The organism is Ornithinimicrobium kibberense, from assembly GCF_006519705.1.
Classification (GTDB): domain Bacteria; phylum Actinomycetota; class Actinomycetes; order Actinomycetales; family Dermatophilaceae; genus Ornithinicoccus; species Ornithinicoccus kibberensis.
Window position 1 is genome coordinate 1 of record NZ_VFXM01000012.1, and the last position, 20,665, is coordinate 20,665.

At 69.7% G+C, this 20,665-nt stretch carries 21 protein-coding genes and 3 tRNA genes; 4 read left to right on the forward strand and 20 right to left on the reverse strand.

The annotated features are described in order from the left end of the window. Positions 1–186: 186 nt before the first annotated feature. The gene (locus FJR00_RS11215; RefSeq protein ID WP_141338822.1) at positions 187–972 is read left to right on the forward strand and encodes a metallophosphoesterase family protein; all 786 of its coding nucleotides are present in this window, start codon (positions 187–189) and stop codon (positions 970–972) included. A gap of 272 nt (positions 973–1,244) precedes the next feature. Here FJR00_RS11215 and FJR00_RS11225 read toward each other — a convergent pair whose 3' ends face one another. Continuing rightward, positions 1,245–1,655, reverse strand: a complete 411-nt coding sequence (locus FJR00_RS11225; RefSeq protein ID WP_181409603.1) for an NUDIX domain-containing protein — start codon at positions 1,653–1,655, stop codon at positions 1,245–1,247. Between the two features lie 3 nt (positions 1,656–1,658). Here FJR00_RS11225 and FJR00_RS11230 point away from each other — a divergent pair, with 3 nt between their 5' ends. After that, positions 1,659–2,318 carry a DinB family protein gene (locus FJR00_RS11230; protein ID WP_238330454.1) on the forward strand — a complete coding sequence of 220 codons (660 nt, stop codon included), beginning with the start codon at positions 1,659–1,661 and terminating at the stop codon, positions 2,316–2,318. Positions 2,319–3,103: 785 nt separating this feature from the next. Beyond that, the gene (locus FJR00_RS11235) at positions 3,104–3,586 is read left to right on the forward strand and encodes an NUDIX hydrolase (RefSeq protein WP_141338824.1); all 483 of its coding nucleotides are present in this window, start codon (positions 3,104–3,106) and stop codon (positions 3,584–3,586) included. A 141-nt stretch (positions 3,587–3,727) separates the two neighbouring features. On the opposite strand, the gene trpS is transcribed toward FJR00_RS11235, so the two are convergent. From trpS to FJR00_RS11335, 19 genes are all read right to left on the reverse strand, one after another. After that, entirely contained in the window at positions 3,728–4,711 is a 984-nt protein-coding gene (trpS, locus tag FJR00_RS11240) for a tryptophan--tRNA ligase (RefSeq protein WP_202876657.1), read from the reverse strand. A 342-nt stretch (positions 4,712–5,053) separates the two neighbouring features. Then, on the reverse strand, positions 5,054–8,395 hold the full coding sequence (locus FJR00_RS11245; protein WP_141338825.1) for a LysM peptidoglycan-binding domain-containing protein: 3,342 nt from the start codon (positions 8,393–8,395) through the stop codon (positions 5,054–5,056). Beyond that, entirely contained in the window at positions 8,392–8,823 is a 432-nt protein-coding gene (locus FJR00_RS11250; RefSeq protein WP_238330455.1) for a pilus assembly protein, read from the reverse strand. The genes FJR00_RS11245 and FJR00_RS11250 overlap by 4 nt, the downstream gene beginning before the upstream one ends. A gap of 22 nt (positions 8,824–8,845) precedes the next feature. Beyond that, on the reverse strand, positions 8,846–9,286 hold the full coding sequence (locus FJR00_RS11255) for a TadE/TadG family type IV pilus assembly protein (protein WP_141338826.1): 441 nt from the start codon (positions 9,284–9,286) through the stop codon (positions 8,846–8,848). After that, entirely contained in the window at positions 9,283–9,465 is a 183-nt protein-coding gene (locus FJR00_RS11260; RefSeq protein WP_141338827.1) for a hypothetical protein, read from the reverse strand. The genes FJR00_RS11255 and FJR00_RS11260 overlap by 4 nt, the downstream gene beginning before the upstream one ends. Then, positions 9,437–9,865, reverse strand: coding sequence for a hypothetical protein (locus tag FJR00_RS11265; protein ID WP_141338828.1), 429 nt, complete (start codon positions 9,863–9,865; stop codon positions 9,437–9,439). The genes FJR00_RS11260 and FJR00_RS11265 overlap by 29 nt, the downstream gene beginning before the upstream one ends. A gap of 217 nt (positions 9,866–10,082) precedes the next feature. Beyond that, positions 10,083–10,565, reverse strand: a complete 483-nt coding sequence (locus tag FJR00_RS11270; RefSeq protein ID WP_141338829.1) for a TadE/TadG family type IV pilus assembly protein — start codon at positions 10,563–10,565, stop codon at positions 10,083–10,085. Next, positions 10,565–10,765, reverse strand: a complete 201-nt coding sequence (locus FJR00_RS11275; RefSeq protein WP_141338830.1) for a hypothetical protein — start codon at positions 10,763–10,765, stop codon at positions 10,565–10,567. The genes FJR00_RS11270 and FJR00_RS11275 overlap by 1 nt, the downstream gene beginning before the upstream one ends. A 92-nt stretch (positions 10,766–10,857) precedes the next feature. Then, a complete protein-coding gene (locus FJR00_RS11280) occupies positions 10,858–11,781 on the reverse strand; it encodes a type II secretion system F family protein (RefSeq protein ID WP_141338831.1) in 924 nt (307 codons plus the stop codon). Further along, positions 11,778–12,635: a type II secretion system F family protein gene (locus FJR00_RS11285; protein ID WP_141338832.1), complete on the reverse strand. Its 858-nt coding sequence runs from the start codon at positions 12,633–12,635 to the stop codon at positions 11,778–11,780. Before FJR00_RS11285 ends, FJR00_RS11280 begins: the two co-directional genes overlap by 4 nt. Beyond that, entirely contained in the window at positions 12,632–14,257 is a 1,626-nt protein-coding gene (locus FJR00_RS11290; RefSeq protein ID WP_141338833.1) for a TadA family conjugal transfer-associated ATPase, read from the reverse strand. The genes FJR00_RS11285 and FJR00_RS11290 overlap by 4 nt, the downstream gene beginning before the upstream one ends. Next, on the reverse strand, positions 14,254–15,048 hold the full coding sequence (locus tag FJR00_RS11295; RefSeq protein ID WP_141338834.1) for a CpaE/TadZ family protein: 795 nt from the start codon (positions 15,046–15,048) through the stop codon (positions 14,254–14,256). Before FJR00_RS11295 ends, FJR00_RS11290 begins: the two co-directional genes overlap by 4 nt. A 1-nt stretch (position 15,049) precedes the next feature. Further along, positions 15,050–15,760 (reverse strand): SAF domain-containing protein, encoded by a 711-nt coding sequence (locus tag FJR00_RS11300; protein ID WP_141338835.1) that lies wholly within the window; start codon positions 15,758–15,760, stop codon positions 15,050–15,052. 72 nt (positions 15,761–15,832) lie between these two features. Next, positions 15,833–16,525, reverse strand: coding sequence for a hypothetical protein (locus tag FJR00_RS15770; protein WP_181409604.1), 693 nt, complete (start codon positions 16,523–16,525; stop codon positions 15,833–15,835). A gap of 227 nt (positions 16,526–16,752) precedes the next feature. After that, on the reverse strand, positions 16,753–17,367 hold the full coding sequence (locus FJR00_RS11315; RefSeq protein ID WP_141338838.1) for a hypothetical protein: 615 nt from the start codon (positions 17,365–17,367) through the stop codon (positions 16,753–16,755). A gap of 286 nt (positions 17,368–17,653) precedes the next feature. Then, positions 17,654–17,971, reverse strand: a complete 318-nt coding sequence (locus FJR00_RS16600) for an excisionase family DNA-binding protein (protein WP_337678393.1) — start codon at positions 17,969–17,971, stop codon at positions 17,654–17,656. Positions 17,972–18,064: 93 nt separating this feature from the next. After that, positions 18,065–18,139 (reverse strand) — tRNA-Val (locus FJR00_RS11325). A 28-nt stretch (positions 18,140–18,167) separates the two neighbouring features. Then, positions 18,168–18,238, reverse strand: a tRNA-Cys gene (locus FJR00_RS11330). A gap of 28 nt (positions 18,239–18,266) precedes the next feature. Continuing rightward, positions 18,267–18,339: transfer RNA gene (locus FJR00_RS11335), tRNA-Gly, on the reverse strand. A gap of 182 nt (positions 18,340–18,521) precedes the next feature. Here FJR00_RS11335 and glgX point away from each other — a divergent pair. Then, positions 18,522–20,660: a glycogen debranching protein GlgX gene (gene glgX / locus FJR00_RS11340; protein WP_141338839.1), complete on the forward strand. Its 2,139-nt coding sequence runs from the start codon at positions 18,522–18,524 to the stop codon at positions 20,658–20,660. Positions 20,661–20,665: the final 5 nt, after the last annotated feature.

Consider the following 20,665-nt stretch of genomic DNA (forward strand, 5'->3'; position numbering starts at 1 on the left):
GCTTTCCTCGCAGCGCGCGACCGGCGGCAGAAGAGTGAAGTCGATTGCGGGCCCCTCCCCGTGCTAAGAGTCGAGGTTGGCTCGCCGCATCTTCACCTGGTTGATCTCGGTGAGGTTCTTCGTCAGTTCGACGTTGACCCGGGAGGCGATGAACCACAGTGGCACTGGTCCCGCCATACTGGTCCGGTGGAACGGACCGCCCTCGTCTCGGACGTGCACGGGAATCTGACGGCATACCGGGCGGTGCTCGATGACATCGAGCGGCGGAGGATCACCCGGGTGCTGAACCTGGGGGACCTGGTGGGTAAGGGGCCACGGGGTGCCGAGTGCGTCGAGCTCACCCAGGAGCGGTGTGAGGTCACGGTGCTCGGGAACTGGGACGACTTCGTCGGGCGGGAGGAGATCGAGCTCAACGCGGCGGGGCAGTGGTGGCGGGGGCAGCTAGGGCAGGATCAGCGGGCCTGGTTGACGCGACTGCCGTTCTGTCACGACATGGTCGTCAGCGGGCGTCGGTTGCGCCTGTTCCACGCGTCGGCAGGTGACGTCAACACCCGGGTGTTCGAGGACCACAGCGAGGAGGAGTTTCGGGGGATGTTCGAGACGACTGCGGCGACGGGAAGCGGTCCGGTGCCTACTGTGGTCGCGTACGGCGACATCCACGCGGCCTATCTCAAGGTGCACCGGGGGCTGACGCTGTTCAATGCCGGCAGCGTCGGCAACGCGCTCGACGAGCCTTCAGCGTCCTACGTCGTCGTCGAGGGCGTAGTGGACGGTGGCCCGGATGCACCCTTCGGGTTGCAGTTCGTGCGGGTGGCCTACGACATCGAGGGCGAGCTCGCCGCAGCAGCGGAGTTGGGTAACCCGGAGCAGGATGCCTACGCGATCGAGCTTCGACAGGCGATCTATCGGGGACGGGCGGAGAGGGAGGGGTTGATCGCCGCCCCGGATCTTCACCACCGGGCAGGGGCGTAAGACCGCGCCACCGACGCCCACTCCATCGCCCTGGCTGGGGTGCGCATGTCGGGACTGCGCCAGGTGGTGACCGACAATCAGTTCGAAGTCCTGCGGATGTCCGTGGACCGGCGCGGTTCCCTGGGTGAGGAGCACACCCGCAAGGTGTGCCAGCGGCTCACAACCCACTGCCAGCTCTTCGGACAAGCCACTTCCCGGACTCGCCACCACCAAGCCTAGAACCACCCTCCCAACGGCGTCTTGACATAGAGGGGTGCCAGTACAGGGCGTCGCTAGATCCAGCCGAGGGCGCGGAACGTGGAGATGGCGAAAGGGCCGAGTGCGGGCTCGCTGAGCAGCTCGGTGCGGGTGAACCACCGGAGTGCGTCGACTTCATCGCCGTCCGGCTGCGGCGGACGACCGATGATGCGCGCCTCGAAGATGGTGCTCACGTAGGCGCACTGGTCGCCATTGGGGTACGTGATGCGGAAGTCGGGTCCACCGAGGGCTCCGAGGATGGCCGTCAGCTCCACGTCAGTGCCGATCTCCTCGGCGGTCTCACGGTGGGCTGCATCGGCAGGGCTCTCGTCCACGTCCACCGCACCACCGATCGTGCCCCAGGCACGGAACTCCGACTGGTGAACCAGCAGGACCCGGCCCTCCAGGTCCACCGGCAGCACGGCGACCGAGGGCAGCAGGAGCATGTCGTGGCCAACCTTCTGTCGGAGACGGGCGATGTGTGGGGCAACGGGCATAGGACGAGGCTAGCCGTGGCCTCGCCGACCGCCCGCTCGGCGGCAAGAGCGTGCGAACACGCTCAGTGCGCCAGTAGCGTGCGGTGGGAAGCGGCCAGGACGGGCTGGAAGGAAGAACCGATGGTCAGGCAGTACCCAGCCGGAAGTGGCGCCGAGCGCGAGATATTAACTGGCTTCTTGGACTGGCAGAGAGAAACTGTGAGCCTGAAGGTCACTGATCTTGGTCACGATGATGCTCACCGGTCGCTGCTCCCCACGTCGCCACGCATGACGGTCGCGGGGGTGTTGTCCCATCTTCGACAGACCGAGCACGAGTGGTTCTCGGGGAGTTTCCCCACTCGGGCGAGAACAGTGCAGCGCGATCCACAGGGCGGGTGGACACGATCGAGTGCACCGCTGGCGGAGCTGTTGGATGGCTACCGAGTTGAGTGTGAATTCTCTCGGGCGGCCATCGAGGATCTTGATCTTGGGCAGATGCAAGAGTTTACCCCGGAGGCATTCTCGCCGGTAAGTCTGCGATGGATCCTCGCGCACATGATCGAGGAGACTGCCCGCCACCTCGGTCACCTCGACATCATCCGCGAGCAACTAGACGGGATACGTAGCTACTAGCCTGGGAGTAGCCCCTCGCCCACGGGATAGCCTGAGGAGCCAGTCGCCGGCGCCCCCCTGTCCGGATGCGGCAGGAGCGGACGGGTGCTCAACGTGCTGGCATCAGCGCGACTTGGTCCAGTTGTCTGCCGTCATGAGTCAGGACGGCTACCTCCTTGGGTCTTCGTCCAGCCCATCCGACGACACATCGCCCGTGCCACGGAACCTCAATGTGTCGGCCATCGACAACGAGGTGACTGACCTCCGCATTGACTCGGACCACGCGGTAATTGATCCACCTCCCACGGCGGGGCCACAGCCTCCTCGCCTTGCTGTCCAGGACGCCACCACCGCCCTCTGTTCTCACGACCGGCGCATTGGCCTCGGGGTGCGCGCTCGGCCTCGAAGGCAGCACTGCAGGTCGGTGGTCAAGGGCGTCGTCATCCAATGGTCCACCGCCACCTCCCAGCATCGTCCACTCGTTTCCGCGCCGAGCGAGAACGTGAGTCTCTTCGACGTTGCACCCCACACTTCGGCGAGCAAACATCGTGATCGCGATGTCATCGGAGACAAACACGGCCATGGGGACGTAGCGGCGGCGTCGGCTCAATCTCGTCGCTGGCGTGAGCTCACGCGACTCGATGAGTCGACGGCTCTCGGCCACGGCGTCGTATGCCACGCGGCCAACCTATGGCTACGAGTACAACAACTTCAGCACCGCCGCCCCCGTCGCGGCAAAGTAGTGCGTCGGCGGGCGTCATCCCTCAGCGTACGACGACGGTCGGTTTGCATGCTGTAATCGCAAAGTGACCTCAGCCAGGCTCCGCCAAGCGGCACGCGCCCTCGTGCTCGACGAAGACGACAACGCTCTGCTAGTCCATTTTCACTGGCCAGGTTTGCAGTTCGAGGACGGATTCTGGGCCTGCCCAGGCGGAGGCATAGACCCGGGAGAGACACCCGAAGAAGCGCTGCGCCGCGAGTTGAAAGAGGAACTCGGACTCCACGATCTGGAAATTCAGGGCGCGCTCTGGGAGCTCACGCGGACCTTTCCTATGACGGACTGGGACGGCCAGGCGGAGACCTGGTACCTCGTCCGGACACCGCATTTCCTTCCCGCTCCGACGATCGACCTGAAGGCCGAGCACGTACACGGAGTGCGATGGTTCTCTCGCCGAGAGATCGCCACAGGCGCCGTCGTGTTCAGCCCACGTGATCTGAGTACTCAGATCGAGAGGGTCCTCAGAGATGGCGTACCAGCCCAGCCCCACGCGATCCCCGCTCTGGAGTGACCAGGGCGCGGAGCCCACATGTCAACGACGTGCTCAGGTGACCGTGGTCGCTCGTTGTCTCAGTGGAGTCCTGCAGAGTGGTGTAGAGCACCCGGGTGAGCGGGTCCTGCTGAAGTAGGCGCGGCCCGACGAAAGACCGGGTCAGCGCGTGATGCCCATGGCTTGCTGGGCTTGGTCGAGGACGGGGGTGGATGTCTCGCGGGCGCGCTGCCTCCCGATGTCAAGCAAGCGCGCGAGTTCTGGACGATCGGCGACCAGTTCATCGTGACGTTCCTGAAGGGGTCGGAGCTCAGCGATGACGGCGTCCGCGACGGCGTCTTTGAGTTGTCCGTAGCCGGTAATCGTCGTGGCCAGCGAGACGGGGCCCTGGCCAGTCAGGGCGGCGAGGATGTCAAGGAGGTTGGACACGCCGGGCTTGGCATGGGGGTCGTAGCGGACTTCGCCCTCGGAGTCGGTGACGGCGCGGCGGAACTTCCTGCGGATCACGTCGGGAGTGTCGAGCAGGCGGACGACGCCGGCGGCATCGTCGGAGTCGCTCTTGCTCATCTTCCGGGTGGGATCTTGCAGGTCAAGGACCCGGGCGGTCAGGGCTGTGGGCTCAAGCTCGGGCACCACGAAAGTGGGTCCGTACAGGGTGTTGAAGCGGACCGCGAGGTCGCGGGTCAGCTCGACGTGTTGGGACTGGTCCCCGCCGACCGGTACCCGCTGTGCGCCGTACAGAAGAATGTCGGCCGCCATGAGGCAAGGGTAAGTGAACAGCGATGCCCTCGTACCGGGCCGACCGCCCTTCTCCTTGAACTGGATCATACGAGACAGCTCACCGACGTGCGCGGTGCATTCGAGCAGATAGGCCAGCTGCACGTGGGCAGGCACGTCGGACTGTACGAACACGGTCGCACGCTGTGGGTCCAGGCCAGCAGCGAGAAAAAGGGCGGCAGTCGACGTCGTGAGCTCGCGATGCTTGGCAGGGTCGTGCTTAGTGGTCAGAGCATGAAGGTCGGCGACAAAGTAGAACCCATCGACGGTGTGCTGTCGTTCGACGAAACGTCGCAGGGCGCCGAGGTAGTTGCCGAGGGTGAGATGACCGGAGGGCGTGATGCCGGACAGGTCGCGTTGCATGGTCATGGGGCGGGTCTCCTGCAAGGGTAAGCCCCCTTGAGGCGACCTGCCTGCATCGTTCACAAGCAAAAGACCGCCCCAGGCGGGACGGTCGATAGAGCGCTCGGGTAACCGTCCCTCTAGGACGGCCACCACTGGAACATCGCGCACATGCCCCCGAGGAGACCCTAAATACAAAGCAGCGACACCGTTAGGGAACGCCCGCTCATCGGCGGATCCGGTCTGTCACGCACCTCGGCGGAGTCGCGATGTCACGAGCATCGGGGCCCTGACGTGTCACTGCCGTTGAGAAGCCGCCCCGCGCACGTGGTCGTCACTGAGGTGGGTTCCCCCCCGGGTAGGCACTCGTCAGACGGCTTCCTTGCGGTCCTCCAGCCAGGCGTGGCGGTCGAGGATCTGCTGGGTGCGTTCGGGTAGCTCGGCCGGTGGGAGGTCGGGGTCGTCGGTGCGGTTGCAGATGTCGGTCTGCAGCAGGCGGACGGCTTCGGCTGTGTTGCCTTCGCGTGCGGTGACGGTGGCCAGGTCGAGCGTGGGGATCTCCTCGTCCGGGGCGGCGAGGTAGGCGATCTGCGCCGCTGCCCGTGCCCCGGCCAGGTCACCGGTCTGCAGGTGGTGGGTGGCGACGATGTGGGCGACGTCGACCACGGCGCAGGTCATGTGGTGGTCGAGACGGTCCCCCTCGAACAGCCAGGCCCAGCCGCCGCGGCGAAGCTGGTCGAAGGGTCGTCCCTGGACCAGGCGCAGCGCAGCCTTGAGGTCCTCGATGCCCTCGGTGCCGCCGCGGGCGGTGGCGCGGGTACGCAGCCGGCGGAAGAGGTCGACGTCGACCAGCAGGCCTAGCACCTGGTAGACGTTCACGCCGCGTTCGCGGGTGGCGGGGGTGTCCTGGGCGTGCGGGATGTGCAGGTCGCCGGTGGCAGGGTCGGTGCCGAGCCAGTCACGGCAGCGGCCGATGTAGTCGCGGGTCTTGGTCTCGGTGATCCCGAAGGCCTCGGCCGTCTGGGCGGTGGTGACCCCTCGTGGGTGCAGCGCCAGGTAGGCCAGCAGCTCGGTCAGGTACGCCTTGCGCTCGGCCAGCGGTTTGCCCCATGTCTTGGCCTTGACCGGGCCGAGGAGGGTGAGCCGGGGGACTCGGGCGGTGGGGTCCCACCATGCGGCCAGGTCAGCGTCCAGGGTGGGGTCGACCTGCAGCACCTGGCGGGCGACGTCGGGCTCCACGCGCGGGGCCAGCGTCGCAAGGTCTTCTGCGGTGGTAGCCGCCTCCTGCTCGTAGACCTCATCCTCCTGCGGCAGGAGCGTCGTCAGGTCCTGGTCGGCGGCGTCCCGCCCGGCGCTGTGCTCGGGGCGGAGGGCGCCGGCCTGGTCGCTCCAGCCCCGCCAGTCCTCCTGGTGTTCGTCGCTGTCGGGGGTGGCTGCCGGCATCGGCACGTCCGGTTCGGCATGCGACTGGGCCAGCAGCGCCGCGCACCCGGCCGCCTCGTCGGCAGTCAGGCCCACGCCGACCAGGTCCAGCCCCGCGGCGGGGATACGTACCCGCCCGTCGGTGGTGGCTTCGATGTGCATCGCGGTGGCGGTGGGGGTGCCGCTGCGGACGACCAGGCAGGCGCCCGTGCTCCCGGCGTGTCGGGCCAGCAGCTGACGCAGCTGGTCGGTGGCCGCAGGCGCCGCACCCTCGGTGGCGAGCAGGACCAGCCGGGCCGGCCAGGTGTCCTCGCCGTCCTGGCGGACCCGGGCGGTGGGCACGCCCTGCTCCCCCACCCGGTCGATCACGCCGACGACCTCGGCGACCAGGTCCTCGAGCGCGCCGGTGTCCGCGACACGCACCCGGGCCGGGTTCATCTGGGCGACCTCGGAGGCGATGCCGACGCAGTCCAGCCGCACCCCGGCCGACCACGGGTTCACCGCGACCTCGGCAGCCAGGTAGCGGGCCAGGTCGTCCACGTACTCGGGCTGCCCGGTCAGGGCCACCTCCAGGTCCTCCAGGTTCAGCAACCAGGCCGACCCGTCGTCCCCGGCGCCGATGGAGACCAGCAGCGGGAACGGTGCAGGAGCGTCCTCACTGCAGGGCCCGATCTGTTCCACCGGAGTGCCGGCGGGCAGGAACCAGTGCTGCCCGTCCCCGGTGTCCTCCCACGGGGCTCCCAGGTCGGCCGGTTGCCACAGGTGCAGCCACATGCCGTCACCGGCCAGCTGCACGGCCGCCACGGCCGGGACAGGGGCCCCGGTCGCGGCGCACGCCCCACCGAGGCGGCGCAAGGCCTGGTCCACCTGTTCCAGGGTGGGAGCCGCAGACCGGCCGCGGGTCTGGATCGTCTTCTCCACGGGGACCAGGACCGGGTCCGGCGGGGCGAGGGCACGCCCTGGGCGGCGGGTCCGGAACCGGGACCGGCGGCGCAAGGTCAGCGCGAGGAACAGCGCACCCCCCAGCAGGGCCCCGGACCCGACGATGCCCTCCAGCAACCACGCCGCAGGGGTGTCCTCCTCACCGTCTCCGGCAGCGTCCCTTCCGTCCAGGGCAACGTCCCCATCCGCACCCCTGCCGTTCCCTGCAGCGTCCCCACCGACGCCGCGACCGACGTCTCCACCAGTGTCGGGTCCGGCCTGCGCGGCGCTGTCGACGATGGAGGTGGCGCCCACGGCGGCACCCAGGGTGATGCCCGACCGGGCGGACGCGCCACCTGCCGGGCTCGTCTCGGCGGGCTGCTCCGGCTCGCCTGCGTCGGGGGTGTCTGGCTGCGCCCCCAGTGCGGTGCCGACGTCCGCGGCAGTCCGCGCATCCGCGATGGTCGGCGCCGGCCGTTCCTGCTCCTGGCCCACGGCCGAGTCGGGCAGGTCCAGGCGCCAGCCGGGATAGATCAGGTCGGGGTCGCTCAGGCGTCGCCCGTCCGGCTGGACGGTGCCCGTGGAGGCCTCGTAGATCTCTGGCCACCGGTCGGCCTCGCCCAGGTGCTCGGCGGCCAGACCGCTGAGGGTGTCACCGGTCTGCACCACCACGTCCTGGTCCTGGCCGGCCTGCTCGCCGGTGCCTGTCCCGGCCTCGGTCGCGGGGAGGTGCAGCACCATGCCGGGGGTGACCCAGTCGGCGCCACCGGCCAGCTGCTCGGGGTTGAGGTCGACGATGCGGTGGTAGTCGTGACCGGACCCCAGGTGCTGGGCGGCGATGGACCAGAGCGTGTCCCCAGGGCGCACCACGTAGGAGATCGTGGACTCCTGCTCGGTGCCGGTTGCAGGGGTCGCCGTGACTGGGGCGGGGGCCGTGCCGGCCCCGGCCGTCACCGGGGCAGAGGCCGTCACCGCAGGGGCGGGTGCCGCCGTGGCCGCCGGAACGGTTCCGCCGGGGGCGGCGATGAACAGGGCCAGCGCGGCCACGACCAGGGGTCGCATGCCGGACTGGGGCAGGGACAGGGCAGGCAGCCTCGGAGGCTGGACGCCGCGCAGCGCCGAGATAGCCTCGACGACGATGCTCAGGCTCAGGGCGGCCCAGACCACCCAGCCGAGCAACTTGGCCCCGGTCAGAGCCAGGGTGCCGTCGTCAGGGGTCAGCAGGGCGGCGCGGACCTGGTCCAGGCTGGGGAGGGTTCCCGGCAGCGGGTTCCCGCCCAGGGCCAGCAACACGGCGGGCAGGCCCACCAGGATGGCGGCCAGGACGACCAGGGCGCCCAGGCCGAGAAGGCGTCGACGGACTCTCATTGCTCCACTCCTCCCACGGACCGGGTGATCCGTGCCTGCGCCGTGCCGGTGGCACTCAGGCTGGGCACGCCGATGATCGACAGGAACTTGGTCGGGTAGACCGAGGTGACGTCGACGCTGATGCTGGCCGGGCCGGTCACGGACGCCGAACCGGCGACTCCGGCGCTGGCTAGGTAGGCCTGCGCGGCTGCCGCGGCCTGGCCGGGGTCGGCCACGGCCCCCAGGCCGCGGACCCCGGTGGGCGTCTGCAGCTGCTGGCCCCCGACGCGGGCGGCCTCACGGGCGGTCGCGCGGGCCTCCTGCATCGCGTGCAGGTGCCCGGAGACGTCCACCGCCAGCCCGACCATGATCAGGAACGAGGCCGCGAGAACGATGACGAACACCCCCACCGACCCGCGCTCGACACGCTCCCGCAGGCACGCAATCACCCTGTTCCTGGTCATCACGGTCTCACCCCTGCCTCGAACGGTAGGTGTCGATCGGGGACGACATGGTCGCCTCCAGCGTGCGGTTGCCGGGGATGCCGGGGAACGCCAGGTCGGACATGTCGACCTGGCACGACACGGTCGCGGTGACCAGCCCGGGCGTGCCCGGGTCCTGCGCGAAGGCGCTGGTGTCCACCGACACCGACCGGGTGACGCAGCGCACGTCCTGGTTGGCCAACGACGCCGACGCCGCCCCGGTCGCAGAACCGGACGCCTCCCCGGCCGACCGGGCGATCGAGGCGGCCCGGGCCGCCTCGGCGGCCGCGGCCTGGACGGACTGCTGGGCCAGGGCGTACCGGCCGGCGAAGAGCACCGCCAGGACGAAGAACAGCAGGACCGGCCCCAGGATCACCATCTCCACCGACACCGCTCCGCGGTCGAACCCGGCCCGGCGCGTTCGGATCATGTCCCTAACCCGATCAGTTCCGGCACAGCAGTGAGCTCCACCACCTGATGAGCGATCGCGAGCTGGAGCCGGCCAACGACCGTCAGCAAGGCCACGTAGAGCATGACGGCGGGAATGCCGATCGCAGCCACCACGGCTTCTGTACTCTGCTCACGGTCGGTGCGGTTCCGCACGCTCATCACATCCACCCTCTTCCCGGGTGCTTGCGCGCAGGGCCGCTTCGCGCCGGGTGTGCTCCCACCGCTCGACGTCCTCAGAGGTGCCTTCCCACGTGGGCGCCATCTTGCTCCAGGCTTCCACGATCCTCTCCCACCGCTCGAAGTTCTCACGTCCCGGATCGTGGGGATTCCATGTGGGCTCCATCTCGACCACCCACGCGTCCCGAAGTCGGACTGCGCGCTCTTCGGCGACGAGGTCATAGGAACCACGCCCGTGGCGGCGGTCCCACCACCAACGGCGCAGCCACCACCGCAGCTCCGCGGACACGCCGGTCTGGTGAGCAGTCATGCACAGTCCGAAGAGGGCCAGGCAGAAGACCAGACCAAACACGATGTAACCGAAGACGTCCCAATCGCTCATCACTCGGATCCTCCCGGGACGGATCTCCTCGACACGGTGGCGAGGTGTGTGGGCATCCTGTCCATGCCCCTGAGACCGGTCGTTCCGCCACCGACCTGCGCCCTGCTGCGACCGCCACTCCTGCTCACCGTGCCCACGTGCGGTCGACCCCGGACAACGCCGCGGAGGCCCGGGCAGCTGCCAGTTCGCCAACCCAGGCTCGGTCGCATACCCACCCTCACCGTCCACCCCCGAAGTGCCCGGCGTACCAGCCTTCCGAGATCCCAAACCCACGAGAGGTTCCGGTGATCCTCTCGGTCGGGAAGCTGGCCGACTGGGCCACCGACGGGTTCAGGAAAGGGACCAGGCTCTGCGCCTGCCCGGTGACGGTCACGGTCGCCGTCGTGGCCGACCGCGACCCGGTGACGGCGGGGTCGATCACCACGCCACTGCCGGCGTCGGCGATGAACGAGGTGGCTGCGAAGATCCCGGCACCGGCCGAGGAGCTCTCCGCGGCGGCGACGCGCGCACCCTCGGTGGCCGCGCCCAGGGCGACCGCGCGGGCGTGGAACCACAGCCCGCCCTGCACCATGCCGAACAGCAGCAGGAACACCAGCGGCAGCAGGACCACGACCTCCACCGAGCTCGAACCACGGTCCCGGGGCGTGGCACGCAGAACACGCACCACTCCCCGGGGCCGCAGGCCGAGTCGGCGGGCCATCAGCTCAGGCCACCCAGCTTGCCGGTCGCCCAGGCGGTCAGCAGACCGACGATCACGGTGGCCAGGGCGAACAGGCCCAGGGCGATGACGACGGTCTCCACCGAGATCGACCCCCGCTCACCGCGGGCGACGATCTCCTGGCGCAGACGCCGCGGGTAGGTGCGCACCTGGGCGCTGTAGTGATACGTGGACTTCTTCATGGGTTTCTCCCCTTCGTGATGGTGCGGATGGTTCTTGCGTTCGTCGGGTGGGTGTCCCTGGCGGCGGGTCCGCGTCGTGGGTGCCGTGTCGGTCAGCTCCCCACCATGCGCAGGACCTGGGGGGTGACGAGGATGAGCAGGAAGATCATCCCGAGCAGGGTCATCGGCAGGGTCATCCGTTCGCTGACCTCGTTGGCGCGGGTCTTCTGCGCGGACAGGATCGCCGAGCGCATGCTGGCCGCTCTCGCTTTCAGCTGGGGGTAGACCCGTCCACCGTCCTCACCGGAGAGGCGCATGATGTCGGCGAGATCGTGCAGGTCGGGCATGTCGATCTCGTTGCCCAGGTGCCGCAGCGCGTCCCAGGGGGTGATCCCCGACCAGCGGGTGCGTGCCAGCTCCTCCCGCATCCGACGAAACACCCAGGAGTCCCCGACCGCGGCCGCGGCCTCCATCGACTGCCTCGGGCCTGACCCGGAGGTCATCTCCAGGGCGACCAGGTCGACGAACGCGCCCAGGGAACGGGCGAACTCGACCCGGGCGTCGCGGGCGTCGGTGACCACGTTGTAGGTCGGGACGAACCACAGCACCACGGTCAGCACGAGGGTGGCCAGGACCGGGACGTACACCGGGATGGAGAAGGAGAACATGGCCGCGGCGGCCAGGAGCGGACCGGCGACCAGGCCGATGAAGGCGTACAGGATCTTCTCGCCGTAGAACCGCGCAGGGGTCATCCCCAGCACGGCCAGGTCGGCCGGTGCCACCCTGCCCCACAGGTTGGCCGGCAGGTGCCGGGCACCCCAGGCACCGAGCACATCGCGCAGGTCCCGGTCAGCACCGGCCCCCTTGACCTGGGGTTGGGCCAGGGCGGCGTTCTGGGCCTCCCGGGCGCCGGTCGGGGAGAGCCGGGCCAGCGCCTGCCCCAGGTCGGGGTGGGACGGGACCAGCTGGAACAGCACCAGGGCCAGGCCGGCACCGACGAGCCCGCCGGCGGCCAGCAGCAGCTGCAGGACGGTCATGCCGCACGCTCCCGCACGGAGGTGCCGATGAAGCGGGGCATCGGCTTGCCGCGGGCCATCGTGCGCAGCCAGATCAGCATCCCGACGTACATGGCCAGGAAGGTGCCCAGGAGCACCTGCCCGACCGGGGTCCCGTAGGGGGCGATGTAGCTCCCGGACAGGGACAGGAAGACCAGCACCGACAGCGTGATGCCGGTGATCAGGCGGGCGTTGGCCCGCGGCTTGGCCCGGTCGGACTCGATCTCGCGCCGGGCCCGCACGTCCTCACCCACGGACTGCGCCAGCGCACCCAGCACGGTGGCCAGGCCGCCGCCTCGGCGGCGGGCCCCCAGGGCCAGGTTGGCGGCGATCAGGTCCCCGGTCGGGTCGTCCAGGTCGTCGGCGAAAGCCCGCAGCGCGTCCTCGGTGGCCCACCGGGCCCGCAGCCGGCCTGCCAGGCGGGTCACCTCCGGCTTGATCGGCCCCGGGGTGGAGCGCAGGGACCGCAGCAGCGCCTGCTCCAGCCCGACCCCTGCCCCCAGGGTGCCCGCCACCGTGCGCACCCACTCCTCCATCGCCTCCAGCCGCGCCACCTCCCGCTGCGCAGGGGGCGCGGCCAGCAGCACCGGGACACCGGCCAGGGCCAGCGGAGCAACGGCCAGAGCGATCACCCATCCGGTCAGCACCGCCACCAGAGCGCCGATGCCCAGACCGACACCTGCCAGCATCCGGGTACGCGGACTCAACCGGCCACGCCGGGTGCTGGCCCGCCGTGGCCGGGCCGGGGGGACCGGCCGGACCGCCAGCCCTGCCACCAGGGCGAGCAGGCCACCAGCGACCAGGGCGCCGGCGACAGCGACGAGCAAGGTGCTCATGCCCCGGTCCCTTCCTGCTCCTGGGCGAACGCAGCCAGGTCGAAACCGAACCGGGCCAGGTCCCGGTAGTCGTCGGGCAGGACGTGCGGACGGGCGGTCGCCGACCCGGGGTCGGCCTTGAACACGTGCGTGACCGCGTACCCGGTCTGCTCCTCCCCCAGGGCGACGGCGATGATCTCGGAGACGAACCGGGACACCTGCGCCGTGCCGTCGTCGGCCGGCAGGGTCTGCTTGGTGACGTGGACGACGACGTCGACACCGGAGGCGACCGCGCGGAGGGCGAAGTCGTGGGTCGCGTGCTGGCCTGACTCCATGACGCAGGTGACCAGCTTCTCCACGGCACCGACGGCGTGGGCGGCGTGCGTGGTGGAGATGGACCCCGCCCCCGACTGCATGGCTTTGAGCATGGCCGCGGCCTCCGGGCCGCGGACCTCACCGACGATCTGCCGGTTCAGGTTCATCCGGAAGCTGCCGTGCAGTGCCTGGTCCAGGGTGTACTCCCCCGCCCGTGACCCGTCCGGGCCGACCTCGCCGGACCCGGGCCGGGCCTCCCAGGCGAAGACGTACGGGTGCCGGTCGGGCATCTGGTGCAGGTGCAGCTCGTGCTCGGTCTCGAAGGTGCCGATGACCTCATACCTGGGGATCTCGTTGCACAGGGCCCGCACCATCGTGGTCTTGCCCGCGCCCTGGGCGCCGGAGACCACGACCGAACGGCCCGAGCGGACCACCGCGGCCAGGAACGAGGCCGCGACCGGGTCCAGCGCGCCAAGGTCGACCAGGTCTCCCAGGGACACCTCAGTGAGCCGGTGGCGGCGGATCACCACCTGCGGCCGCGGCGTCACCCACGCCTGCGCCGCCAGACGGGCACCACCGTCGAGGCGCAGGTGCAGCTCGGGGTGGGACGGGGAGAACGGGCGGGCGTTCACCTCCGAGCGGGAGGCCACGAAGGACAGGAAGTCCACCAGCTCCTGGTCTGAGTCGGCCACCGGCGCCGCCATGACCTGCCGGCCGCCGGTGAGCTCCACGGTGACCTGGTCGTGGCCGAAGATCATGATGTTCTCCACCTGCGGGTCATCGACCAGCGGCTGCAAACGGCCCAGCCCGAACACCGCGTCGAACACGGCCCTGGCCAGGCCACCCTGGGTGTCGGTGTCCCAGGCGGTCTCCCCGGCCCGGAGCCGCTCGGTGGCCTCCTGACCCAGCAGCTCGGTGATGATCGCCCGTCCCCGCTCCTGCTGGGCGCCCCGGTCTTCCTCTCCCGTGGGGGTCCCTTCCTGGGACAGGCGGTCCGCGGTCTGCTGCCGCAGGCTGGCCACCAGCTCCCAGTCCAGGGCGTCCTGGGACCAGCCGTGCCGGCCCGCCCGGCCCGCGTCCCTGGTCTGCAGGAGCACGACGTTGTCGCCCCGACCCTGCTCCGGGTGGGAGGCAGCACCAAGTGCCGAGGGGTGGCTGGACTGCTCGCCCGTGCCCTGGTTCAGGGTGAATCCCCCGCGTCGACGGCCACGGCACGACCCAGGGGTGGTGGCAGTCTCCGTGGTGGGCGGGGTGGTGAACAGTGGCAGCCCGGTCGGGTCGCAGCTGGCCGTCCCCTCGGGCTGGACGGCGTAGTTCTCGATGCTCATGCCCGCACCTCGTCCAGGTCGTGGGTGGTGCTCGCGATCCGCTTTCGCGCGGCGTCGTCGAGGTGCCGCAGGCTGGCCACGAGCTTGCTCGAGCCCAGCCGGCGCACCTGGGCGCCGGCGGAGAACGCGGCAGCGGCCTTGGGGTCCCAGGCCAGCGACGTCAGGACCGGGGACCGCCCGCCGCACACCGGGGCCAGGACCTTGCCGACCTCGGCCTCCCTGTAGGGCCGACCGGGGCCGACGATCACCACGCCCAGCGACGTCGCGCCACCGACCTCCTCGAGCTCGGTGTGCAGGGTGGCCAGCCACGACCGCAGGGCCGACAGCGACACCAGGTCGGACCGGCAGACCACCAGGGCCAGGTCCGCCCCGTGCAGCAACGGCGTGGGCGACCCGGCCAGCCCCAGACGCCCCACGTCGACGAGAACGTCCTGCCCCGTGCCCTCCAACGCCTTCAACGCGGCCAGCAACGGCTCCCACAGGCCGACCAGCCCCCGAGCCTGGCCGTGCGACCGGGCACCCGGCAGAAGCCCGACCTGGGAGTCGGGCAGGGACATGGTCAGCGACGGCAGCACCGACCGCAGCCGGCCCTGCTGCTGAGCCGCCCAGGCCTCCAGCAGCGCGTCCGGGGGCACCAGCTGCCCGCGCAGGTACCCGGCCAGCATGGACGCACCCCCGGTCGGGTCGGCATCCACCAGCACGGTGGGCCGCCCACGGGACAGCGCCCACCCCAGGGCGGTCGTCGTCACCCCCGGCGAACCGGAGGCCGACGTCAGCGTGATGACCGCCATCTCAGTCGCCCTCCCGGCTGTCCAGCACCACCGCGGCCCGCCCCGCCGAGGCCCACTGCGCGATCTTCGCGGCGTCCTGCTCCGGGACCAGGACCGAGACCACCGTCTGCGGCGACTCCAACGAGGCAGCCACGCCGACCACCTCGGCCCCGAACACGGTGTCCGCGGACTCGAACGCCGCCGGGTCCCCGGCCTGACCAGGGGTGGCCACCACCCGCACCCGGTCCCCCACCATCAACGGTTCCCCGGGCATCAACCCGGACGTCAGCGCCAGACCCACCACGGACTCACCGGCCCCGGGGACGACCTGCTCGGCGGCCGCATCGGGGGTCAGCAGCGCCCCGGCGGACAGGTCGCGGGCGGCACGCTGGCCGACGAAGGAGTCCAGGCCGGCGGCCGGCACCAGCTGCAGGGCCGGGTCCGGGGTCACCTGGACCGTCATCAGGTCCGCCGCGGTGATCGTCTCCCCCCGCATCACTGTGTCCCGCACCGCCACCGCACTCGTGGCATCGGTGTTGGACAGGTACACCCACACCGCCAGCAGGGCCCCCATCACCACCAGACCCAGACCCGCCAGGGCAAGCAACGGCCGCCGGCGCAGCTTCGGCGGCGCCGCCACCCGGGCCGTCTCCACCGCGGGTCGTGGTGTGCCGGGCGGGATCGAGCCGCCGGTGCCGCCCTGACCGTCGGCCTGGTCGAACTTTTTCGCCATGTGCGTCTCTCCCCGATCTTGCTGGTCGAGTGCTTGCGGTGTCCCGCACCCGAACCGATGACGTTGCCTGCGCTACTGGCTCAGCACCTGGGCCTCCCCCATCACGATCTGCCCCTCCTGGACCAGGTCCATCTCGATGGTTCCCGACCGGCCCAGGCCGGCCCAGGTGATGACCCAGTACGAGGTAGCCGAGACCGGGTAGTGCCCCTGCACCTCATACCGGTGGCCGCAGTCCGGGCTGTCCATGTCACCGAACCGGTCCTCGTACGGGGTACCCGGAGTCGTGCAGACCACCGTCGTCCCGTCCCCCATGTCCCACTCGATCCGCTCCACCTCAGCTGTCGCGGTCACCGACCACGGCCCGCTGGTCGCGGTCCGGGTGATCGGCCCCCACGTCGCCCCACCCAGGTCCTGCACCCACATCCACGTCGGCAACCCCACCAGCCCGACCCGGCCCGGCCCCTGCTCGGGAACGATCCCGATCTGAATCGCCCGCAGCCCCATCGACTCCACCGCCGCCCGGGCCAACGCCTCCGGGTCCGGAGGCGCACCCCACGGCGGGGACGGTGCCCACCGAGGGATCGTGTCCGCAGGGAACGGGTCGGTCAGGGTCACCCCGCGGGAGCACCAGAAGATCGCCCCATCGGTCCGCCCGCTCCAGACCGGATCGCTCCACGGCGGCTGCGGGTCGGCATACTTCGTCCAGCACGCCCAGTCATAGGACCAGTACCAGTCGTGCACGACGCACGGGACCACACGATCCACCAGCGGGTCCGCGCACACCGGCTCCTCACCACCGCTACCATCACCAGGATCCCCAGGGACGTCTCTCGGCGGGTCCGGGTAGTCCGGCGGCGGAGGCGGAACATAGATGATGCACTGGCCCGTCATCGGACTGACTTCCCGACACTCTGGTTCGGCCTCGGCCGGCGCACTGGCCAGGGTGGCGAGGGTGGACCCCATAATCAGAGACAGGGTGGACCACAGGAGCGCTAACCGTCGCACGGTTCGTTCCGGTTCGTGTCCTCGACGACGTACCAGCCCAACTGGGCCGAGTCGTCACGCTCCAGGACGTAGTCCTGCAGCGTTCGATCCAATCGATCCTCAGTGATGACCGAGTTGCCGTCCGCATCAACCGCTTGGACAGCCGACACGTCTAGACACGCCACCGCCTCTGCTGTCTCCCCGCCGACGGTGACCTCGAGTGCCTCGACGTCCATGGTCCCGCTGAAGTTGAGCTCCTGGGCCTTGGCCGCCATGACCTCAGTGACCCATTTCTCCCGGGCGGCGTCCCGGGAGAACGGATAGATACCTTCAATCGATCCATCGCCGTTGAAGGCGTCGCTCAACGCGACTGTGTAGAGCTGCAGCGTCTCCTCGATGTCGGCCTCGTCCTCCTCTACCGACAACTCCGGCGGCGCGCTCGTGGTCTCCGCGTCGTCAACCGGCGCCTCGGTCGTCGGGTCGGACTCCGAGGGCGAGGGAGTCTCCGTGGTGGCCGCCGGTACAGGGTCAGCTTCCTCGGGGAGCTCGTCGCTGCACCCGTTCAGGACCAGGACCGCTGCGAGCCCCAGGACAGCCCCCAGGCCAGCCTGCCTTCTCATCATCGCAACCTCCTCGAGGTCCCCATGCGTCCGATCGCAACTCCCGGGGTCCACCAATTCTCGATTCGAAGGACCGTAGCCCCAACGTGGCCGCCCACGCCTCGACGGATATGCAACCTGTGGACAACTGCTATCGCATCCAGTCAGTCCGTTGTCGGCCGACGCTATCCCCGTACGGGTATGGAATGACCCAAGACTCGGTAAGGATTCGACAAGCCCCTCGACCTCCTCGACCACCGCCACGCCCCGGCCTCTGACCTGGACGGCCAGCTCATTGCGGTGAGGCCACTCACACCACACTCGAGGGCACCGGCTTCAACAGCCCGTCCACCTCTTCGGGTGAGACGCGGATGATCCGCCTTCCCGTGCGGTACGCAGGAAGGCTGCCGTCAGCGATGCGCCGACGGAGAGTCTTCACGCTGATGCCCGTACGATCGGCCGCTGCAGCGAGGGTCTCGTAGCGGCGTGAGGACATCGCGGTCGCCGTTCTGGTTGTGGTCGCCATGCCCCCACATGCGCGTCTCATCCGCCTTCGGGTTTCACCACCGCATGCGGCAGGGCGCTTGTCCGGGTCGCTCGACGACTGGGAGAACGGTCCGGGAAGCATCCGTCCATGACCTGAACGACACGGGGGCGACACGGACCCGGCGAACGCAGACACCCCCTGGCCTGTCTTTGCAGGTCAGGGGGTGTTTATAACTGGTGGGCGATACTGGGTTTGAACCAGTGACCTCTTCCGTGTCAAGGAAGCGCGCTACCACTGCGCCAATCGCCCGTGGCCGGTGCTGCTGGCCGGTCCTGCGAGGTGGCGACGGGATTTGAACCCGTGTAGACGGCTTTGCAGGCCGTTGCCTCGCCTCTCGGCCACGCCACCAAAGAGGCATTCGGTGGTTGTGCCTCCGAGCGGACGACCGGCCTCGAACCGGCGACCTCAACCTTGGCAAGGTTGCGCTCTACCAACTGAGCTACGTCCGCGTGCCCCACCGAATCGGTGGCGCGAGAAAGAACACTAGCCGACGTGCGCCGGTCGTCCAAATCCGGGTCGGGACGTGTGTCGCGGGCCCGTCGTGGTCGGGAGAAGCGGCCCGTTCGGTCACAATGGATGGCGGTGACGACGCGGTCCCTCCCTTGTCCCTCCCTCCCGAAAGACGACCACCATGGATGTCTGGCCCGGCAGCGCCTACCCCCTCGGCGCCACCTTCGACGGCAGCGGGGTGAACTTCGCGCTGTTCTCCGAGCACGCGACCGCCGTCGAGCTGTGCCTCATCGGCGAGCGGGCCAAGGAGACGCGCATCCCCCTGGAGGAGGTCGACGCCCACGTCTGGCACGCCTACATCCCCAACTGCCAGCCGGGCCAGCGCTACGGCTACCGCGTGCACGGGCCGTACGCGCCGCAGGAGGGTCACCGGTTCAACCCGAAAAAGCTGCTGCTGGACCCGTACGCGAAGGCGATCAGCGGCCAGATCCGCAACCACCAGGGGATCTTCGGCTACGACTTCGGCGACCCGACCTCCTACAACGAGGACGACTCGCTGCTGCACACGATGCTGTCGGTGGTCGTCAACCCGTTCTTCGACTGGGGCCACGACCGTCCGCCGCGGCACGCCTACGCGGACACGGTGGTCTACGAGGCCCACGTCAAGGGCCTGACCATGAACCACCCCGACGTGCCGCCGGAGATCCGGGGCACCTACGCCGGCGTCGCCCATCCCGCGGTCATCGAGCACCTCACCACCCTGGGGGTGACCGCGATCGAGCTGCTGCCCGTGCACCAGTTCGTCGACGACCCCCACCTGCAGGACAAGGGCCTGTCCAACTACTGGGGCTACAACACCATCGGCTTCCTCGCCCCGCACAACGCGTACTCGGCCTACGGCCACCGCGGCCAGCAGGTCACCGAGTTCAAGTCGATGGTCAAGGCGCTGCACGAGGCCGACATCGAGGTCATCCTCGACGTGGTCTACAACCACACCGCCGAGGGCAACCACCTGGGCCCGACCCTGTCCTTCCGCGGCATCGACAACGCCAGCTACTACCGGCTGGTCGACTTCGACAAGGCCCACTACTACGACACCACCGGCACCGGCAACAGCCTGCTCATGCGCAGCCCGCACGTGCTGCAGCTCATCATGGACTCGCTGCGGTACTGGGTCACCGAGATGCACGTCGACGGGTTCCGGTTCGACCTGGCCGCCACCCTCGCGCGCCAGTTCCACGAGGTCGACAAGCTCTCGGCCTTCTTCGACATCATCCAGCAGGACCCGGTGATCTCCCAGGTCAAGCTCATCGCCGAGCCGTGGGACCTGGGCGACGGCGGCTACCAGGTGGGCAACTTCCCGCCGCTGTGGACCGAGTGGAACGGCAAGTACCGCGACACCGTCCGCGACTTCTGGCGCGGCGCCCCCGCCACGATGGGCGAGTTCGCCTCCCGGCTCACCGGGTCCTCGGACCTCTACGAGCACAGCGGCCGCCGCCCGTTCGCCTCCGTCAACTTCATCACCGCGCACGACGGCTTCACCCTGCGGGACCTGGTGTCCTACAACGAGAAGCACAACGAGGACAACGGCGAGGGGGGCAACGACGGGGAGGCGCACAACCGCTCCTGGAACAGCGGCGTCGAGGGACCCACCGACGACCCGGAGATCCAGGCGCTGCGCCTTCGCCAGCAGAAGAACTTCCTGGCCACCCTGATGCTCAGCCAGGGCGTGCCGATGCTGGCCCACGGCGACGAGATGGGCCGCACCCAGATGGGCAACAACAACGTCTACTGCCAGGACAACGAGCTGGCCTGGATGGACTGGGACCTGGACCCCGAGCAGAGCGACCTGCTCGCCTTCACCGCCCACCTCATCCAGCTGCGGCGCGAGCACCCCGTCTTCCGTCGGCGGCGGTTCTTCGCCGGGGACGCCGACCACGGGGGTCAGAGCGACTTCGGCGACATCGTCTGGTACTCCCCCGACGCCTCGGTCATGACCGAGGACGGGTGGCACCGCAAGAAGCAGGCCTTCGCGGTGTTCCTCAACGGAGAGGCCATCACCGAGACCGACGAGCGGGGCCGCCCCGTCCTGGACGACCACTTCCTGCTGCTCGTCAACGGCCACCACGAGACGGTCGAGTTCACCGTCCCCGAGGGCATCGACACCACGACCTGGCGGGTCGCGGTGGACACCTCGGGGGACGACATCGACGACGACGTCCCGTGGGAGACGGGGTCGACGCACCCCATGCCTCCCCGCGCCGTCGTCCTCCTCCAGGCCACCCCCCATCCCCAGCTGTCGGGGACGAACGGGGACTGACGACC